We start from the raw sequence: 17,842 nt of genomic DNA, 5'->3' as shown, positions 1-17,842 counted from the left end.
CTTATTTGACGCCAAGCAGTTCGACGTCGAACATCAGCGTGGCGTTCGGCGGGATCACGCCGCCGGCGCCGCGCGCGCCGTAGCCGAGATTCGGCGGGATGATCAGGGTGCGCTTGCCGCCCACCTTCATGGTGGCGACGCCCTCGTCCCAGCCCTTGATCACGTGACCCTGGCCGATCGGAAACTCGAACGGCTCGTTGCGATCGACCGAGGAGTCGAATTTCTTGCCCTTCTGACCGTTCTCGTAGAGCCAGCCGGTGTAGTGCATGACGCAGGTCTGGCCGGTCTTCGGCGAGGCGCCGGTGCCGACCTTGCTGTCGATAATCTGGAGGCCTGAAGCTGTGGTCATGGGCTTTCCTGCAGTTTGGGCCGTTGCCGTCCCGCTGACAACGGACGTGGAGACTGCCACCGCGACAGCGGCGAATGCGGTCTGGATGATAGTGCGTCGTGACGAACGCATGGTAGATGTTCTCCCTGCTTGATGCCGGTTGATGCCAGCGCTCAGTAGCCGAGCGCGCAGCCGTCCTTGCGCGGATCGGAGCCACCGGTCAGCGTTCCCTTGTCCCAATCGATCCAGATGCCCTGGCCACCGCCGAGCGGCGCGACCACGCTGGTGGTCTTGTGACCGATCTTCTTCAGGCCTTCGACGATCTCCGCCGGCACGCTGTCCTCGAGCTGGTAGACGCCTTCGTAGTGCAGGCCGCGCGGCATATCGATGGCTTCCTGAATGTCGCAGCCATAGTCGAGCATGTTGGTCAGCACACGGGTCTGGCCGACCGGCTGGTACTGCCCGCCCATCACGCCGTACGGCATCACCGCGCGGCCGTTCCTGGTGGCCAGCGCCGGGATGATGGTGTGGAGCGGACGCTTGCCCGGTGCGATGCAGTTCGGATGCCCGGGCTGGATGCGGAAGCCGCCGGCGCGGTTCTGCAGCAGGACGCCGGTCCTGTTCGAGACGATCGCCGAGCCGAACGAATGCGCGATCGAGTTGATGAACGAGCAGACGTTGCGATCCTTGTCGACCACCGTGATGTAGACGGTCGACGGGTTCATCGGCGGCGCAACGTTCGGCAGTTCGAGCAGCCGGTCCATCCGGATGTTCTTGATGTGCTCTTCGGCGAATTCCCTGGCGAGGATGCCGGCAACGTCGACATGCACGTGCTGGGGATCGCCGATATGCTGCTCGCGCATCATGTAGGCGATGCGTGCCGCCTCGGCCTCGAGGTGGAAGCGCTCGATGCTGAGCGGCTTGAACTTGGTCAGGTCGAAGCGCGACAGGATGTTGAGCATGACCAGCATGGTGATGCCGGGACCGTTCGGCGGGCACTGCCAGACGTCGTAGCCCTTGTACATCGTGCCGATCGGCGAGGTCGCCTCGGTCGAATGCGCAGCGAAGTCCTCGAGCGTGTGCAGGCCGCCGATGCCGCGCAGCGTGTCGACCATGTCGGCGGCGATTTCACCGCTATAGAAGGCATCGCGGCCCTTTTGCGCGATCGCGCGCAGCGTCTTGCCGAGCTCGGGCTGGCGGATCACGTCGCCGGCAACCGCGGGCTTGCCGTGCGGCAACAGATAGCGCTCGGTGTTGGTGCCGTTCTTCAGCTTCTCGAACCCGTTCTTCCAGTCGAAGGCGATACGCGGAGCGACCACGTAGCCCTCTTCGGCGGCCTTGATCGCGGGCTGCAACAGCCGGTCGAAGCCGAACTTGCCGTGATCCCTGAGGATCACGTCCCAGGCATCGACCGCGCCGGGAATGCTGACCGCATGTGCCGAGGTCAGCGGCACCGAATGGATCTTGCGCTCGAGATACCAGTCGGCGGTCGCCGCCATCGGCGCCCGGCCGCTGCCGTTATAGGCGGTGATCTTGCCTTCCCCCCTCGGCTGGATCAGCGCGAAGCAGTCGCCGCCGATGCCGGTCGATTGCGGTTCGATGACGCCGAGCAGCGCGCAGGCCGCGACCGCCGCGTCGGCGGCCGTGCCGCCCTCGCGCATCACCTCGATGGCCGCGAGCGCCGCCTCCGGATGCGACGTCGCCACCATCGCGTTCTGGGCATGGACCGTGGAACGGCCGGCGAAATGGAAATTCCTCATAACGGAGTGCTCGCTTGATCGTGATGGTCTGATGCGGCCGCGGCGGATGATGCCAAGGGGGTACAAAGTACATGGCACACTCATCCCCGGCTGAGCAATGCCTGGCATGCCAGGGGAATTATCCCGACAATGCATGGCTTTGCGGGTTTCGCCGGCCCGGCCGGCCTGATAAACCCCGGCGATGCCCTTCAAGGTCGCCGCCTTCTACCAGTTCGCCGCGCTGCCGGACTTCCGCGCGCTGCGCGAGCCGCTGCGCGCGTTCTGCGCCGGGCTCGATCTCAAGGGCAGCGTGCTGCTCGCCCATGAGGGCATCAACGGCACGATTGCCGGCACCGACCAGGGCATCGACGACTTCGTTGCGGAGCTCAGGCGCGGGCCGCTGTTCGGCGGTCGCCTCGACAATCTCGAGCTGAAGTTCTCCGAAGCCGCGCAAATGCCGTTCCAGCGGCTCAAGGTGCGGCTGAAGAAGGAGATCGTCACGCTCGGCGACACCATGGTCGATCCGACGCGGCAGGTCGGCACCTATGTCGATGCCGCCGACTGGAACGAGTTGATCGCCGCGCCCGACATCACGGTGCTCGACACCCGCAACGCGTTCGAGGTGGCGATGGGCACGTTCGAAGGCGCGGTGGATCCCAGGATCGCGAGCTTTGGACAGTTCAAGGAATTTGCGGCACGGAACCTCGATCCGGCGAAGCACCGCAGGATTGCGATGTTCTGCACCGGCGGCATCCGCTGCGAGAAGGCCAGCGCCTATCTGCTCGCGCAGGGTTTTGCCGAGGTCTATCACCTCAAGGGCGGCATCCTGAAATATCTCGAGGACACGCCGCAGCAGGACAGCCGCTGGCGCGGCGACTGTTTTGTGTTCGACGAGCGTGTCGCGCTCGGTCACGGCCTGCGCGAGCGCGCGGGAGCGCGTTCGAGCGACGTGGAGCGCGCGGATGCCCCCCTGCGAGGCTGGCATCCATGAATGACACGGCAAAGCTGAGCGAGCGGATCGACGCGCTGGAGGTCCGCCTGACCTATCAGGACGAAACCATCGAGACGCTGAACCAGACCATCACGGCACAATGGAAGCAGATCGACGCGCTGACGCGCCAGATCGCCGAGTTGCGCAACCGGCTTCAGGAGGCCGAACGCCAGGCGCCCGGCCCCGCCAACGAACGCCCACCGCACTATTGATCGCTGCTGCCGGACCGCGGCAGCAGCGGCTACATGTTGCTCACCTGACGCATCGGCTTCGCGCCGCTGAAGAACAGGCTGGACAACCGCTGCACCATCGCCGTGGCGCGGCTTCCTTCGAGACCAGGGCGAACGCACAGCAGGCGCTTCTGCATCGGAAGCTCCGGAAGATAATAGTCCTTCGCGGAAATCAGCGAGGACGGGATCATCCGCTCGGGGCACGCCGTCAGGCCGTATCCGGCCCGCGCGGCTTCCAGACGCAGCTGATGGTTCGGGCTCCTGAACACGATCTTGTATGTGATGTTGTGCTTGGTGAGCGTCCGGATCATCCAGTCGTCACCAGGCCAGGCCAGGATCGGGATCGGGGCGCCCGGCCGCAGCACAAAATCACGAGATCGCACCCACACCGACCGCTCGGCGGCCTCGGCGGCGATCGTCACCTCGTCTTCGTTCTCCTGCGAAGGGTTGCTGTAGACGAACGCGATGTCGATGTAGCCGTCGATCAATCCCCTGATGACGGCCGGTGACATGTCGGCGTGAAGCAGAACGTCGGCGAGTGCATCGGACGGATGCAGCTTCAGGAATTCCTCGGCGAGCATCGTGCTGATTCCCAGCCGCAACGGCTGGGGTCCTTCATGATTGCCGCCGAGCCGAAGCAGTTGATCGTTGGCTTCGAGGATGCGCCTCGCCTGCTGCACGGCGACCTTGCCGAGCTCGGTGGTCGTGGTGCCGTTTGCGGTTCTGACGAAGAGTGCGCCACCGATCAGGCTTTGCAGGCGCTTGACCTGCGAACTGATCGCCGGCTGGCTGAGGCCGAGACGCTCCCCGGCTTTCGACAGGCTGCCTGTCTCCGCGATCGCAACGACGGTGCGAACGATTTCAGTAGGAATATTCAAATGTTGACGCGGTCTATGCATCGCGAGCACTCCAATCTCAGCACGGGACGCAATTCCAATCTCCACAGTATGTGATCAAGCTATACTAACATTTGGTTGCACTTTCGTTTAGCTACAATTACCGCCAAGGCACTGATATTACAGGCCATATGTATTGTTACGTGCATTGCTCCGCATATCACGGTATCCAACAACTGCATCCCCACACGCTGCAGCACCTCAACCGCACCACACCCCGGGTTTTTGCGGATATCGCATCAAATATTCTGATCGCCCCATAATGTTTCACTGACCCGATAAGTCTGAATTGCCGCCGCTGATTCGCGAAAGCGTTTTCATAGTTTTCCTTAATCAAAGCCTCGCAACGTGACGTCGCAGTTGGCGTTTCGAGGTGTGTTGCAATGACCAGTTTTTTTCGCTGCCGAAGCGGTGCGTCTGCCGTCGAATTCGCGCTGATGCTGCCGCTGTTTCTTGCCTTTATTTTCGGCATCATCGTCTTCGGCTCGTATCTCGCCATGGTGCATGGCGTTCAGCAACTCGCCGCCGAAGCGGCGCGGTCATCCATCGCGGGAATGACCGACACCGAACGCAACAGCCTCGCGACGAACTACGTCACCGCCAACGCGTCGACCTATCCGTTGCTCGTTGCCGCCAATCTCACGGTCAATGCCGCGCCGTCTCCATCGAATGCCAACGTCTACGTCGTGACGGTCAACTACAACGCGGCCGGCAACTTCATCTACAAGCTGCCCTTCGTCCCCGCGCCGGCGAGCACCATCGTCCGCTCCGCGGCGATTCAGTACGGGGGATTCTAGGATGAGAGGCGTCCTCATGCTGATGAGGCGCTTTGGCGCCGACGAACGAGGAAACTTCGCGATGATCAGCGCCGGCCTGATGACGCTGCTGATCGGGTGCGCCGGGCTTGCAATCGATCTCGGCACCATCTTCGCCGACCGGCGCAAGACGCAGAGCACCGCCGATCTCGCCGCGATCGTCGCCGCCGCCAACCTGAACAACCCGGTCAACGCCGCCACCGCGACCGTGACGCAGAACAAGTACCCGGCCAGCGCGCTGGTCAAGGTCGAGACAGGAACCTACACCGCAAACAGCGCCATCGCGCCGCAGGCCCGTTTCGTGACCCCGGCGGTCGGCACTCCCAACGCCGCGCGGGTCACGCTGAACACCCAGACCCCGCTCTACTTCGCACGCTACCTGACCGGCGCGAGCAGCTTCACCATCAAGACGACCGCCACCGCGACATCGACCGAAATGGCTTCGTTCGCGATCGGCTCGAGGCTGCTCTCGGTCAACGGCGGCGCGCTCAATGCGCTGCTCGGCTCGATGCTCGGCACCACGCTGTCGCTCTCGGTGATGGACTACAATGCGCTGATCAGCGCGAAGATCGACGCACTGGACTTCCTGTCGGCACTGGCAACCCGGGTCAACCTGACCGGCGTCACCTATAGCGACCTGCTGAGCAGCAACATCAAGGTCGGCGACATCGTCGCGTCCGCACTGACCACACAGCAGATCACCAACGGCGCCAACGCAGCGACCACCGCGCTGTCGACGATCTCCCAGGCCGTCACCGGCTCCACCACCAAGATTTCGCCGGGCACGCTGGTCGACCTCGGTCCCTTTGCCAATCTCACGGTGGGGCAGAAACCCAAGGTCGGCGCCAGTGTGTCGGTCTTCGACCTGATTTCCACGGTGGCGCAGATCGCCAACGGCAACCATCAGATCGCAACCTCGGTCAATCTCGGCCTGCCGGGCATCGCCAATGTCTCCGTGATCGCAACGATCGGCGAGCGCCCGGTCGGCTCGAGCTGGATCGCGATCGGCACCCAGGGTGTGAGCGTCCACACCGCTCAGACCAGGATCCTGGCGACGATCAATGTTCTCGGCTCCGGCACCGTGTCTGCGGTCAATCTGCCGGTCTATGTCGAGGTCGCCTCGGGTACCGCGACACTCAACGCGGCGTCCTGCGGCCACCCGAACATCAACACCTCGCAGGTCACGATCGGCGTGACGCCGGGGATCGTGGATGCATGGATCGGCAACGTCACGGTCGCCGACATGACCAACTTCACGACCAAGCCCAATCCGCCGCCGGCGACACTGGTCAACCTTGGTCTCGCCACCGTCACCGGCCTCGCCCATGCCGGCATGGGCAACACCACGCCGACCAACGTCAATTTCAGTTACAGCGACATCCAGTCGGGCACCAAGAAGACGGTGACGACGACCAACTTCCTTTCATCGCTGACCGGAAGCCTGCTCGGCGACCTCTCGCTGACCATCAATCTCGGCCCGCTCGGGCTGCCAATCCCGGGATTGGGGGCGCTCGTCATGAGCATCCTGAATGGCGTGACGAGTTCCGTCGATCAGGTGCTGGCGTCGCTGCTCGCGACGCTCGGCATCGGGCTCGGCCAGGTCGACGTTTGGGTGCTGGGCATCCGCTGCGACGGCGCCGTGCTGGTGAACTAGGGGACCGATCGGGGATAGGACACTGCCGTGAGCACAACAATAAGATACAAGACCGACAGCCAACGAACGATCCTGTTGAAGCGCGGGACGATCTTCTTCCGCAACACCAGTGTCGGATGTCTCGTGCTCAACATCTCGACCGGCGGCGCGGGGCTCGCCGTGGAAAGCGATGTCGCAATCCCGTTCGCGTTCGACCTCGATATCGAGAGCGAACCGATCCGGCGGCACTGCATCGTGGCCTGGCGCCTGGAGCGGCGGCTCGGCGTGACCTTCGAATCTGACCGGATGCAGCGCCCCGCAAGCGGCCCCGTCTAGTCTATCGCGGCAATCACGGTACGCGGGCGGGCTCGGTCGCTCCGGGCCACCGCTCCTCAGCGGGCAGGTCGCCGCATGATGAACGCAGTTGGCATCGTGGTCAGCAGCCGCTGGGATATACCAGCTAATTGTCCCGATTGCCGTCGTGCTTCGACGGCGCGGGCTGCGTGGCGCTGACCGGATCGGAGGCCGGGAAGGTGTCCTCGAGCCCCTCCTTCAGCCGGGTGCGAGCCTTGCGGTCGGCGGCCTGCGCCTCATGCGGCTTCTCGGCATGCTTATCGTGCGGGGCAGGATCGAATTTGTCGGCCATGTCGTCCCTCCATTCCCCAAGGGTATTCCTAGACACAACGCGGCCACGCAAAGAGGGGTTCCAGAACCGCCTTGGCCCATCGCGCTGCAGCGTGTATCAGGGGCGCAAATTTTGACCGCGATCAGGAACTATCCGCGTGCCCCAGGATCCTACCACAAAGCCGCTCATCGACGTGCTGTCGGGCCACCGGCAGGCCGTGCCGCCGCTCTGGATGATGCGGCAGGCCGGCCGCTATCTGCCGGAATATCGCGAGCTGCGCGCCAAGGCCGGCGGCTTCCTCGATCTCTGCTTCACGCCCGAATTCGCCGCCGAGATCACGCTGCAGCCGATCCGCCGGTTCAACTTCGACGCCGCGATCATCTTCTCCGACATCCTGGTGATCCCCTACGCGCTCGGCCGCTCGGTGCGCTTCGAGGCCGGCGAAGGACCCCGGCTCGATCCGCTGGCAACGCCGGGCGAGATCGCGACGTTGGCGACCCACGCCAACTTCGACAAGCTCGAGCCGGTCTTTGAAGCACTGCGCCGCGTCCGTCGCGAACTCGCCCCCGAGATCGCGCTGATCGGCTTCTGCGGCGCGCCGTGGACGGTTGCGACCTACATGGTGGCCGGACAGGGCACGCCGGACCAGGCACCCGCGCGGATGCTTGCCTACCGCCATCCGGATGCATTCGCCAAGATCATCGACGTGCTGGTCGAGAACTCGATCCATTATCTGGTTGGCCAGTTGAAGGCCGGCGCCGACTGCCTGCAGATCTTCGACACCTGGGCCGGCGTGCTGCCGCCGCGCGAGTTCGCCCGCTGGTCGATCGAGCCGACCCGGCGCATCGTGGCCGGGGTGCGCAAGCAGGTCCCCGATGCCAGGATCATCGGCTTCCCGCGCGGCGCGGCAGGCCTGCTGCCCGCCTATGTCGAGCAAACCGGCGTCGATGCGGTCTCGATCGATTGGGCCACCGAGCCGTCAATGATCCGCGAGCGCGTGCAGAACAGCGTCGCGGTGCAGGGCAATCTCGATCCGCTGGCCCTGATTGCCGGCGGCGCCGCGCTCGACCGCGCGGTGGACGATGTGCTGGAGAACTTTGGCAAGGGGCGGCTGATCTTCAATCTGGGCCACGGCATCCTCCCCGAGACGCCGATCGCCCATGTCGAGCAGATGGTCGCGCGGGTGCGCGCGTATAAGGGCTGAGGCCTTGTGGCCCGGATGGAGCGCAGCGCAATCCGGGACTCTCTCCTCCGTCGATGGCCCGGCCCCGGATTACGCTTCGCTTCGTCCGGGCTTCTGTCACGGGCCTTGGTTAGTCAATCCCTTTTTGCGTCATCCGCTTGCCGGGCACTTGCTTCTGTACGGGATCGGCGCGCGATGGCCGTCGCCTGATGGGGTGCATGAGAGGAGCCGGCCGGCCAATCTACGGAAGCGTGGTTGTGAGCCAACTTCCCGGATGGCGGCCTGACCGGATCCGTCGTCCCGGCAAGGGACTTCGCTCAGGGAAGGCCTGGTGTTGTGGCCCGCCCGGATTCGGCTGATGCTTCTTGCTTAGATGACGGCACCCTTGGCCATCGGATTGAACGGTTTTGCGTCGGTGAGCATGCGATGCAGGATCACGGCAAGCTTGCGCGCCAGGGCCACCTTGGCCTTGCTCATGCCTGCGCGCCTGGCGATCCGCATCGCCCAGCTCTTCAGAGCCGAGCAGCCCTTGAGCGGTTTGGTCAGCATGACATGAGCGGCCTGGTATAGCGCTTCGCGGACCGAAGCATCGCCGATCTTGCTGATGCGACCGCTGTAGTCAGTTTGTCCTGATTGGTACTTCTTCGGGGTCAGCCCAAAATGCGCGCCGGTTGCCTTCGATGAGCGGAACCTGGTCGGATCATCGATCGCCGCGGCATAGGTGAGAGCCACGATCGGGCCGACTGCCGGCGTGGTCATGAGAAGTCGGGCTGGAGGATGCGATCTGGCGAGCTTCTGGGTGTGTTTATCCAGACCATTGAACTCGCGCAGCACCACGGCATGGGCCTCGAGCAGCGCCTTCGCCACCAGTTCAAGCCCGGGATGGCCGGCGACGAGCTCCCTGATGCGGCCGGCGAAGCTGCGCTCGGTGGTCTTGCCTACCTTCAGGCCAAAGCCTCGCAGCACGCCGCGCACGCTGTTCTCGACATCGCGCAGTTTCGACTGCAGCAGCTTGCGCGCCGTCAGGATCGCGCGGGTCTCCTGTGCTTCGATCGACTTGCAGTGCACCGGCCGGAACCAGCCCAGCCGCATCAGCTGGGCGATGCCGCGGGCATCATTGCGGTCCGACTTCACCGGCATCGCCTTGAAGGCGTCGCGGACATGCCGCGTCTCCAACAATTCCACCGCAAGGCCCGCATCACGCAGCGCCCCATAGAGCCATTGCGACAGCGGTCCTGCTTCCAGCCCGATCCGCTCGAGGCTCACGCCCAGCGATCGGAACCAGGCGATCAGGGCCGCCGGCTCGCTGGCAACCTTCGCCTCCCGCAAAATCTTGCCCGCGCCATCAACAACGCAAATCGTAGAGCATTCCAAAGACACGTCGATTCCTGCATAGTGATACATGGTCGTCCCTTAATGATGCTTGGAGCGGGTCTTGCCCGACTCCGTTGACACCATCAGTTTGAGGGACGACCGCCTCTCGGCCAAGCCGGTCGCAAGCGCGCTGTCCAATTGCGCCGTAGCGGCGACCGGCTCCATCCGTCGGCCCGTGACCCCATCTACGGAGCTTCCCTCACCGTCACCCTGAGGTGGCCGCTTCTTCAGCGGCCGTCGAAGGGTCGACGGCCCGGGTCTGGCCATGAGTGAAGAGAGCCGCCCGTCGAAACACTGGGGCCGTCGACCCTTCGAGACGCGCTACGCGCTCCTCAGGGTGACGGACTGAAGAGCGGTGGACTACCGTGCATCCTCCAAAATCATGTCCGACGCTTTCTCCGCGATCATGATCGTCGGCGCATTGGTATTGCCCGACATCAGGTCCGGCATGACGGACGCATCGACCACGCGCAGACCTTCGATGCCGCGCACCTTGAGCCGCTGGTCCACCACCGCGAGCGGATCGTTGCCCATCCGGCAGGTCGAGGTCGGATGATAGACCGTGCTGCCGGTGCGCCGGCAGAAATCGAGCAGGTCGTCGTCGCTGACCACCTTGGCGCCGGGATCGACCTCGCCCACTGAATAGGATTTCAGCGCCGGTGCCGCCAGGATCTTGCGCAGGATGCGGATGCCGTCGATGAAGGCGCGGCGATCGGTCTCGGTCGCCAGATAGTTGATGCGGATTTCCGGCGGCACGCCCGGATCGGCGCTCCTGATCTTCAGCGATCCGCGGCTCTCCGGACGCAGCTGGCAGACCGAGGCCGTGAAGCCCGGGAACGGGTGCAGCTTCTCCCCCATCTTGTCGGTCGAGAACGGCAGGAAGTGGATCTGGATGTCGGGCGACGCCAGCCGCGGGCTGGTCTTGAAGAATGCACCGGAGGTGCCGGCGGCGATCGTCAGCGGCCCCTTGCGCAGCGCCGCATAGCGCAGGCCCGCCATGACGCGGCGTACGGGATGATTGATGACGTCGTTCAGCGTGACGGTCTGCGCGCAGCGCGTGACGATACGGACCTGCATGTGATCCTGCAGATCGTTGCCGACGCCGGGCGCATCGAGCACGATGTCGATGCCGTGCTGCTTCAACAGATCGGCGGGGCCGACGCCGGAGAGCTGCAACAATTGCGGCGAGTTGTACGCACCGCTCGATACCAGCACCTCCTTGCGCGCCTTGGCCTTGCGCAATTGCCCGTCCTGCTTGTAGGCGACGCCGCTCGCGCGCTTGCCGTCGAACAGGATGCGCTGCGCCAGCGCCGAGGTCTCGACATGAAGATTGCCGCGCGTCAGTGCCGGCCGCAGATAGGACCGCGCCGTTGACGCGCGCCGGCCGCGCCGCGTCGTGGTCTGGAAGAAGCCCGCGCCCTCCTGGGTCGCCCCGTTGAAATCCGGATTGGTGGGAATGCCGACCTCGGCTGCGGCATGCACGAAGGCCTCCGACAGCGGATCGTGATGCCGCCAATCCGACACCGGCAGCGGACCGCCGGCGCCGTGATATGTGTTGGAGCCGCGCTGCTGATCCTCCGCCTTCCTGAAATAGGGCAAGACGTCGTCATAGCCCCAGCCGGCATTGCCGCGCTGTCGCCAGCGGTCATAGTCCTCGTGCTGGCCGCGCACATAGAGCAGGCCGTTGATCGAGCTGGAGCCGCCGAGCACCTTGCCGCGCGGCTGGAACACCTGCCGGCCGTTGAGGCCGGGCTCCGGCTCGGTCTGGTACATCCAGTTGACGGATTTTTCCTTGAACAGCTTGCCGTAGCCGAGCGGGACATGGATCCAGATGTTGCTGTCCTTCGGTCCGGCCTCGAGCAGCAGCACCGAGTGCTTGCCGTCAGCGCTCAGGCGGTTGGCGAGCACGCAGCCGGCCGAGCCGGCGCCGACGATGATGTAATCATACTCCGCCGCATCATGATTTTTGTTCACTGGTTTCCCCCCGGAATTTCTTTCTTCCGGTGGTACAGACAAAGCGGCGGCTTGAAAAGGCTAGCGCCCTGCGCTGAGGTTCTGGAGCAGTTGCCCAACAAGCATATTGAGCTCATCGGCGTTCCCTGCGGCGCCGAACACGTAGCGGTCGGGCCGCACGATCACCGCCGCGGCGCCATGTTGCCGCATCCATTCGGCGAACAGCCCGTCGCGCTCCACCACGCTCAGGATACCGCCTCGATCGGCACTTTCGCCCGATGTGGCGATGACGACGCGCTCGCCTGACAGACGCTGCCAGGCGCTCGAGGACGCCTCCGACAGCCACGCCATCGGCTCCGCCGCCGTCGTCACGATCGCGAATTCCAACTTCAGCAGGTCGTCGAGCCGGCACGTCCGCCCATCCGGCGCGCGCACATGCGGCTGCACGAACAGCCGCCCGGCAAGCGCGGCATCGCGCGCGATCAGGCCGGAGGCGAGATCGGGGATGAATTTCTGCCTGATGGTTTCGGCCTTGCCGGCCTTCAGGTCGGCGCGCAGCCGCATGTCGCGTTCGACGGCGGCCAGCGGATCGAGCTCGCCGATGATCTTGCCGAACTCCTTGGCGCTGGCGACGACGGCGCGGACATGCGGCTTGCGCTCGATCTCGTAACTGTCGAGCAGCGCATCGCCTGCGTCGCCGCGAAGAACCAGCCTCAACTTCCAGGCCAGGTTCACCGCATCGCGGATACCCGCGCACAGCCCTTGCCCGAGGAACGGCGGCGTCTGGTGCACGGCGTCGCCCATCAGCAGGACGCGGCGGTCGCGCCAGCGCTGTCCGAGCAGCGCGTGAAAGCGATAGACCGCCGAGCGCCAGATCGTGAGGTCGGAGATATCGGTAAAACCCTTGAGCAGCTTCACGACGTTGTCAGGTGCGCCGGCCGCCTCGGGATCCTCGCCGGGCAGCAACTTGATCTCCCAGCGCCGCAAATTGCGCGGACCCGGCACGAAGGTGCCGGGACGCGACGGCCAGCAATACTGAAAACTTCTGGCCGGCCGCCTGGCGGGATCGCTGGTCAGCGTGTCGACCACCATCCACCATTCATCGAAGGCGAGGTCGTCCAGACCGATGCCGAGCTGCTTGCGGACGAAGCTGTTGGCGCCGTCGCAGCCGACCAGATAGCGCGCGCGGATCAGGAACTCCTCGCCGGACTCGCGGCGCGCGGTCAGCATCACCGCGCCGTCGTCCTGCTGCAGCGCCACGCCCGTGGCCGCAAGGAAAATGTCGGCATGCGGATAGCCTGTGAGCTTGTCGCGCAGCGCCTGCTCGACGTCCGGCTGCACGAAGGTCACGTTCGGAATCCAGCCGAGCGGAAACGGCGGCGGCATCGGGTCGAATATCTTGATGATCTCGCCATCGACGCCGAGATAGTGCGAGCCGTTATGCGGGGCGATCACCTGCTCCATGAAATCGCCGAGCCCGATCGCCTGCAGCACGCGCAGCGCTTCATGATCGAGCGTGATGGCGCGCGGCTTGTCGTAGATGTCGGCAACGCGCTCGACGACTGCGACCTTCAAGCCGGGTTTCGCGAGCAGATTGGCGAAGATGGCACCGACCGGCCCGAGGCCGACGATGGCCACGTCATGAATGGGATTGTCGGCTGGCAATGACATGCTACTTCGCGAGTTAGCTCTCGAGCGTCAGCGGCTTCGGCTTCACCTCGGGCTCGCGGATCGCGACACCTTCGAACGGCGTCGCCTCCTCGAACCAGGCCTGCCGCGCCGGCAGTCCCCATGGAAACGAGATCTTGTGGTCGGACGGATCCCAGGCGACCGGCTCGTTCTCGATGTCCATGATCTGGTAGTGCGTGTTGAACAGCTCGACGCGATGCCCGTCGGGATCGCGCATGTAGACATACATCGCGTGTCCCGGCCCGTGCCGCCCCGTGCCGCGTTCGACGGCCGCGCCATAGCCGAGCTCGCCGCGAGATCACGAGCGGTCAGGACGACATGGCTGGCCCGCGTAATCCGGAACCCGGGATCGTGGTTCGTGATCGGGAGACTCATGCGCACCTTCTGGTTTTTGCCGTTCGCGGGAACCCGACTCATTGCGAAAACCCGCGGGGGATCAAGCAGCGCAGCGTCGGGCAAGCTTTGCCGCTCGGTGACCTCGCATCACGTATTTGTATCGATTTGTTAGCAATGCCCGCCGGTGGAACCGAAGGAGGGCCCGCCGTGACCCGGTCCGTTCCAATAGTTCATAGTTTGTCAAAGGTTTGCAGAGAATTCTTCGCCACTGCGCCATGGCCAAACCGGGCAGGCGACGTAGTGACGCGCGGGCAACGTAGTGATGCGTACCCATCTGAGATCATATTTCGCGACCCTGTTCGCGGGCGACCTCGCGGCCTTCGGCGCACCGCCGGCGGATGAAGCGCTTGCCGGCCACATCCGCGCCGAACAGGTCTCGCTCGTGCTCGGCTACTCCTTCGGCATCATGCTGGCCAACGCCTGCAACGCGCTGGTGCTCGCGATTGCGCTGTGGCAATCGCCGGACTGGGCCTTTGCGCTGGTGTGGGCGGCCGCGGTCGGCAGCGCGGCGCTGTTCTTCGGCTTGCAGGCGCGGGCAGCGCGCCGCATCGCAAAGCCGCAATTCGTGTCGCGCCGAACCATGTACCGGCTGGTGCGCAATGCGCTGGCGCTCGGGACCGCCTGGGGCGTCGTTCCGGTCGCCTTCTTCGCCAACGCATCGAGCGGCGCCCAGCTCGTCATCACCTGCCTGTGCGCCGGAATGCTGGCCGGCGGCGCCTTCGCGTTCTCCACCATCCCGATCGCCGCGATTGCCTTCACCGCGCCGATCTTCGTCGGCACCGCGATCTGCCTCGGCCGGGACGGCGATTTCGTCTACCTCCTGATGGCCGTGCTGGTCCTGGTCTACGGTTCGGTGCTGCTGCGCGGCGTGTTCGTCAACGCGTTCGAGTTCAGGCGGCGGATCATCGCCCAGCACGAGGCCGAACGGACGGTGCGGCAGGATCCGCTGACGCATCTGCCGAACCGCGTCGCCTTCAATGAAGCGCTCAACGGCGCGCTGAACCGGCTGGCGCGGTCGGGCGAGGAATTCGCGGTGCTGCTGCTCGATATCGATCGCTTCAAGGAGGTCAACGACAGGTTCGGCCATCCGGCGGGCGACGAGTTCCTGGTGCAGGTGGCGGCCCGGTTGCAGCGCTGCACGCGCGCGGCCGAACATGTCGCACGGATCGGCGGCGACGAGTTCGCCCTGATCATGTCGAATCTGACGAGGCCCGAGGACGCGTTTGCGATCGCCGAACGGTTCGTCGCGGCCTTCGCCGACCCATTCCCCATCGACGGTTTCGAGATCAACAGCGCGATCAGCATCGGCATCGTGCTCGCGCCACGCGACGGCAGCACCTCCCACGACCTGCTCAAGCATGTCGACATCGCGCTCTACCGGGCGAAGAAATCCGGCCCCGGCACCATCTGCTTCTTCGAGGCCGGCGACGACCAGTCGGCGCGCAATCGCCGCGCCTTGCAGCGGGATCTCGAGCACGCCATCGACGCGGACCAGCTGTTTCTCGTCTACCAGCCGTTCCTCGACATCCGCAAAGGCCGCGTCACCGGCTTCGAGGCGCTGTTGCGCTGGCAGCATCCGACGCGCGGCCTGATCCCGCCGACCGTCTTCATCCCGATCGCCGAGGAAAGCGGACTGATCCACCAGCTCGGCGAGTGGGTGATCCGCCGTGCCTGCGCGATGCTGTCGCGCTGGCCGGACGACATCCGGATCGCGGTGAACTTCTCCGCGGTCCAATTCCAGAACGTCGGCATCCTGCAGACGATCGTCGACGCGCTCGCCGACGCCAACGTCGCGCCGAACCGTCTCGAGATCGAGATCACCGAGTCGATGCTGATCTCGAAATATGGATCGGCGCCCGCGATCCTCAACGCGCTGCTCGAGCTCGGCCTGACGGTCGCGCTCGACGATTTCGGTACTGGCTTCTCGTCGCTGACCTATCTGCGCAAGCTGCCGTTCAGCCGCATCAAGATCGATCAATCCTTCATCCGGGACATGCTGACCCAGCCGGACTGCGCCGCGATCGTCAAATCGGTGATCGGCCTCGCGCAGGAGCTGCAGATCGGCGTCGTCGCCGAAGGCGTCGAGACCTCCGACCAGCTCGAATATCTGCGCCAGACCAGCTGCGACGAGGTTCAGGGCTATCTGATCGGCCGGCCGATGTCGGGCAGCGAGATCACTGCCCTGCTCGATCACGATCCGCAGCACTCCGTGCACGCGGCGTAGCCCCCGACCGAACGTCCGGTTGCGTCAGAGCGCGTCGGCGCGATGCAGGGTGTCCACCGTGATGGTGCCGCGGGCGCGCGAGACGCACGCGCAGATCTTGCGGCTCTCCTGCTTCTGATGGTCGCTGAAGAAGACATCGCGATGGTCGATCTCGCCATCGACGTCGATCACGTCGAGCGCACAGACGCCGCATTCGCCGCGCCTGCAGTCGCTCATCACCTCATGGCCGGCTTCGTTGAGCACGTCCAGCATCGAGCGATCCTGCGGGATCACGAACTCGGTCCCCTCGTCCCTGAGCCGCACGCGGAACGCCTCGGTCGGCAGCAACCCGCTCGATCCAAAGGTCTCGTAACGCAGATCAGTCATCGGACGGCCCGACGCCTCCCAGGCGCGCCGCGCCGCATCCAGCATCCGCATTGGGCCGCAGAACAGCGCCATCGTATCCTTCGGTAGCCTTGCGAAGACGCTGTCGAGGTCGAGCCGCCGGCCCTCGTCGCCGGCATGGACGACGAGGCGGTCGCCGAGCAGACCTTCGAGCATATCGAGATAGGCCGCATCGCTGCGCGTGCGCACGGCATAGTGCAGCGTCACGCCGGCATCGCGGCGGGCCAGCGCCTGTGCCGCACCGACGATCGGCGTGATGCCGATGCCACCCGCGATCAGGCAGAAATGTCGCCGCGTCCAGTCGAGCTGCACCAGCGAAGTCGGCAGCGTGATGGCAAGCCGCGCGCCCGGCGCGAGCGACCACATATAGCGCGAACCGCCGCGGGAATCCGCAGCGTGCCGGACTGCGATCCGGTAGCCCTGCGGATCGACTTCGCCGACCAGCGAATAGGAGCGGGTCTGCGGCTGGCCTTCGATGGTGACGCCGGCATCGATATGGCTGCCGACGGGATAGGGCGCGGCGGTGAAATCGTCCGGCCGCAGCAGGAATTCGCGGATGCCGGGCGTGAGGTCGCGCACGGCGAGCAGCGTGGCGGATGTCCAGGTTTCGATGAATCGCATGGCGCGCTCCGTTCAGCCGGCGGTGACCAGCGCCAGCGCCGGCAGCAGATCGAGATGGCTGCGATTGCGCAGCGCCAGCCGCAGATTGCGCGCCGCAAGCCTTGCATGTTCGCGCATGATCGCTTCGGCACGCGCGCCCTCGCGGTTCTCGATGGCGTCGACCACCACGCGATGATGGTCCTGCGCGATCAGCAGGATCTGGCGCGCCTCGGGCAGCGCCGATTGCGCCATCACGAAGCCGCTCGGCGACGCGAACGGCAGCGCCGAAGCGCGGTCGATCTGCCGGATCAGCGGCGGGCTGCGCGACAGCTCGATGAGCAACGCGTGGAAGCGCGCGTTGAGCGCGACATAGGACGAAAAGGCTTCGACCGAAATCGGATCCTGCCGCACCAGACCGTCGATCTCGTTGAGGCATTCCTTCAGCGGTTCGAGATCGCGCGACGAGACGCCGCGCTCGGCGGCGAAGCGCGCGGCCAGGCCCTCCAGCGTGCCGCGCAGCTCGATCGAATCGAGAATGTCGCGCTCTGAAAACGCCTTGACCATGAAGCCGCCGGAAGGGATCGCCTCCAGCAGGCCTTCCTCCTCGAGCCGGACCAGCGCCATCCGCACCGGCGTACGCGACACTCCGGTGATTTCAACCGCCTGCAGCTCCGAGATGCGCTCGCCGGGCCGCAGGCCGCCGGAGAGAACGAGGTCGCGCAGCGCAAGCTGCGCCCGCACGGTCTGCGACACTGAACGATCGGTCTCGCGTTCCGCCATCG

The 17,842-nt window shown here is 65.1% G+C and carries 17 protein-coding genes; 7 read left to right on the top strand and 10 right to left on the bottom strand.

Annotation, left to right across the window (positions count from 1 at the left end):
* Nucleotide 1: 1 nt before the first annotated feature.
* Nucleotides 2-460 carry an FKBP-type peptidyl-prolyl cis-trans isomerase gene (locus E2I15_RS00910; protein WP_137478216.1) on the bottom strand — a complete coding sequence of 153 codons (459 nt, stop codon included), beginning with the start codon at nt 458-460 and terminating at the stop codon, nt 2-4.
* Between the two features lie 41 nt (nt 461-501).
* Complete coding sequence (gene ggt / locus E2I15_RS00905; protein WP_137478217.1) at nt 502-2,088, bottom strand: gamma-glutamyltransferase; 1,587 nt, start codon at nt 2,086-2,088, stop codon at nt 502-504.
* 181 nt (nt 2,089-2,269) lie between these two features.
* Here ggt and trhO point away from each other — a divergent pair, with 181 nt between their 5' ends.
* Both trhO and E2I15_RS00895 read left to right on the top strand, forming a co-directional pair.
* Nucleotides 2,270-3,058, top strand: a complete 789-nt coding sequence (trhO, locus tag E2I15_RS00900; RefSeq protein ID WP_137478218.1) for an oxygen-dependent tRNA uridine(34) hydroxylase TrhO — start codon at nt 2,270-2,272, stop codon at nt 3,056-3,058.
* Entirely contained in the window at nt 3,055-3,270 is a 216-nt protein-coding gene (locus E2I15_RS00895; protein ID WP_137478219.1) for a SlyX family protein, read from the top strand. The genes trhO and E2I15_RS00895 overlap by 4 nt, the downstream gene beginning before the upstream one ends.
* 29 nt (nt 3,271-3,299) lie before the next feature.
* On the opposite strand, the gene E2I15_RS00890 is transcribed toward E2I15_RS00895, so the two are convergent.
* A complete protein-coding gene (locus E2I15_RS00890; protein ID WP_246668000.1) occupies nt 3,300-4,187 on the bottom strand; it encodes a LysR family transcriptional regulator in 888 nt (295 codons plus the stop codon).
* Between the two features lie 380 nt (nt 4,188-4,567).
* Here E2I15_RS00890 and E2I15_RS00885 point away from each other — a divergent pair, with 380 nt between their 5' ends.
* The 3 genes from E2I15_RS00885 to E2I15_RS00875 are packed head-to-tail and all read left to right on the top strand — an operon-like array spanning nt 4,568 to nt 6,968.
* Nucleotides 4,568-4,981, top strand: coding sequence for a TadE/TadG family type IV pilus assembly protein (locus E2I15_RS00885; RefSeq protein WP_016846204.1), 414 nt, complete (start codon nt 4,568-4,570; stop codon nt 4,979-4,981).
* 1 nt (nt 4,982) lies between these two features.
* Nucleotides 4,983-6,653, top strand: coding sequence for a pilus assembly protein TadG-related protein (locus E2I15_RS00880; RefSeq protein ID WP_137478220.1), 1,671 nt, complete (start codon nt 4,983-4,985; stop codon nt 6,651-6,653).
* A 27-nt stretch (nt 6,654-6,680) separates the two neighbouring features.
* Entirely contained in the window at nt 6,681-6,968 is a 288-nt protein-coding gene (locus E2I15_RS00875; RefSeq protein ID WP_246668001.1) for a PilZ domain-containing protein, read from the top strand.
* A gap of 124 nt (nt 6,969-7,092) precedes the next feature.
* On the opposite strand, the gene E2I15_RS00870 is transcribed toward E2I15_RS00875, so the two are convergent.
* Nucleotides 7,093-7,278, bottom strand: coding sequence for a hypothetical protein (locus E2I15_RS00870; RefSeq protein WP_028333252.1), 186 nt, complete (start codon nt 7,276-7,278; stop codon nt 7,093-7,095).
* Between the two features lie 136 nt (nt 7,279-7,414).
* Between E2I15_RS00870 and hemE the strand changes: the two genes are divergently transcribed.
* A complete protein-coding gene (gene hemE / locus E2I15_RS00865; RefSeq protein ID WP_137478221.1) occupies nt 7,415-8,461 on the top strand; it encodes a uroporphyrinogen decarboxylase in 1,047 nt (348 codons plus the stop codon).
* A gap of 348 nt (nt 8,462-8,809) precedes the next feature.
* On the opposite strand, the gene E2I15_RS00860 is transcribed toward hemE, so the two are convergent.
* The 4 genes from E2I15_RS00860 to E2I15_RS00845 form a co-directional block, all read right to left on the bottom strand.
* A complete protein-coding gene (locus E2I15_RS00860; protein WP_155262156.1) occupies nt 8,810-9,844 on the bottom strand; it encodes an IS110 family RNA-guided transposase in 1,035 nt (344 codons plus the stop codon).
* Between the two features lie 330 nt (nt 9,845-10,174).
* Complete coding sequence (locus E2I15_RS00855) at nt 10,175-11,788, bottom strand: GMC family oxidoreductase (RefSeq protein WP_137483824.1); 1,614 nt, start codon at nt 11,786-11,788, stop codon at nt 10,175-10,177.
* Nucleotides 11,789-11,848: 60 nt separating this feature from the next.
* Nucleotides 11,849-13,438 (bottom strand): bifunctional 3-(3-hydroxy-phenyl)propionate/3-hydroxycinnamic acid hydroxylase MhpA, encoded by a 1,590-nt coding sequence (gene mhpA / locus E2I15_RS00850; RefSeq protein WP_137483823.1) that lies wholly within the window; start codon nt 13,436-13,438, stop codon nt 11,849-11,851.
* A 13-nt stretch (nt 13,439-13,451) separates the two neighbouring features.
* Nucleotides 13,452-13,685 carry a VOC family protein gene (locus E2I15_RS00845; RefSeq protein ID WP_246668458.1) on the bottom strand — a complete coding sequence of 78 codons (234 nt, stop codon included), beginning with the start codon at nt 13,683-13,685 and terminating at the stop codon, nt 13,452-13,454.
* 429 nt (nt 13,686-14,114) lie between these two features.
* Here E2I15_RS00845 and E2I15_RS00840 point away from each other — a divergent pair, with 429 nt between their 5' ends.
* Nucleotides 14,115-16,076: a putative bifunctional diguanylate cyclase/phosphodiesterase gene (locus tag E2I15_RS00840; RefSeq protein ID WP_137483822.1), complete on the top strand. Its 1,962-nt coding sequence runs from the start codon at nt 14,115-14,117 to the stop codon at nt 16,074-16,076.
* Nucleotides 16,077-16,100: 24 nt separating this feature from the next.
* On the opposite strand, the gene E2I15_RS00835 is transcribed toward E2I15_RS00840, so the two are convergent.
* Both E2I15_RS00835 and E2I15_RS00830 read right to left on the bottom strand, forming a co-directional pair.
* Complete coding sequence (locus E2I15_RS00835) at nt 16,101-17,081, bottom strand: PDR/VanB family oxidoreductase (protein ID WP_137483821.1); 981 nt, start codon at nt 17,079-17,081, stop codon at nt 16,101-16,103.
* A 12-nt stretch (nt 17,082-17,093) separates the two neighbouring features.
* Nucleotides 17,094-17,840 (bottom strand): GntR family transcriptional regulator, encoded by a 747-nt coding sequence (locus tag E2I15_RS00830; RefSeq protein ID WP_137483820.1) that lies wholly within the window; start codon nt 17,838-17,840, stop codon nt 17,094-17,096.
* Nucleotides 17,841-17,842 lie beyond the last annotated feature (2 nt).

The sequence above is a fragment of the Bradyrhizobium sp. BR2003 genome (assembly GCF_009720285.1).
Taxonomy (GTDB): Bacteria; Pseudomonadota; Alphaproteobacteria; order Rhizobiales; family Xanthobacteraceae; genus Bradyrhizobium; species Bradyrhizobium elkanii.
This window is presented reverse-complemented; position numbering and strand designations above follow the sequence as displayed.

Bases quoted from the DNA above. Each gene is read 5' to 3' on its own strand.
- E2I15_RS00870 (WP_028333252.1), bottom strand. From the start codon at position 7,278: ATGGCCGACAAATTCGATCCTGCCCCGCACGATAAGCATGCCGAGAAG.
- E2I15_RS00840 (WP_137483822.1), top strand. From the start codon at position 14,115: ATGCGTACCCATCTGAGATCATATTTCGCGACCCTGTTCGCGGGCGAC.
- E2I15_RS00910 (WP_137478216.1), bottom strand. From the start codon at position 460: ATGCGTTCGTCACGACGCACTATCATCCAGACCGCATTCGCCGCTGTC.
- trhO (WP_137478218.1), top strand. From the start codon at position 2,270: ATGCCCTTCAAGGTCGCCGCCTTCTACCAGTTCGCCGCGCTGCCGGAC.
- E2I15_RS00845 (WP_246668458.1), bottom strand. From the start codon at position 13,685: ATGTATGTCTACATGCGCGATCCCGACGGGCATCGCGTCGAGCTGTTC.
- E2I15_RS00830 (WP_137483820.1), bottom strand. From the start codon at position 17,840: ATGGCGGAACGCGAGACCGATCGTTCAGTGTCGCAGACCGTGCGGGCG.
- E2I15_RS00890 (WP_246668000.1), bottom strand. From the start codon at position 4,187: ATGCATAGACCGCGTCAACATTTGAATATTCCTACTGAAATCGTTCGC.
- E2I15_RS00835 (WP_137483821.1), bottom strand. From the start codon at position 17,081: ATGCGATTCATCGAAACCTGGACATCCGCCACGCTGCTCGCCGTGCGC.
- E2I15_RS00860 (WP_155262156.1), bottom strand. From the start codon at position 9,844: ATGTATCACTATGCAGGAATCGACGTGTCTTTGGAATGCTCTACGATT.
- E2I15_RS00895 (WP_137478219.1), top strand. From the start codon at position 3,055: ATGAATGACACGGCAAAGCTGAGCGAGCGGATCGACGCGCTGGAGGTC.
- ggt (WP_137478217.1), bottom strand. From the start codon at position 2,088: ATGAGGAATTTCCATTTCGCCGGCCGTTCCACGGTCCATGCCCAGAAC.
- mhpA (WP_137483823.1), bottom strand. From the start codon at position 13,438: ATGTCATTGCCAGCCGACAATCCCATTCATGACGTGGCCATCGTCGGC.
- E2I15_RS00885 (WP_016846204.1), top strand. From the start codon at position 4,568: ATGACCAGTTTTTTTCGCTGCCGAAGCGGTGCGTCTGCCGTCGAATTC.
- E2I15_RS00880 (WP_137478220.1), top strand. From the start codon at position 4,983: ATGAGAGGCGTCCTCATGCTGATGAGGCGCTTTGGCGCCGACGAACGA.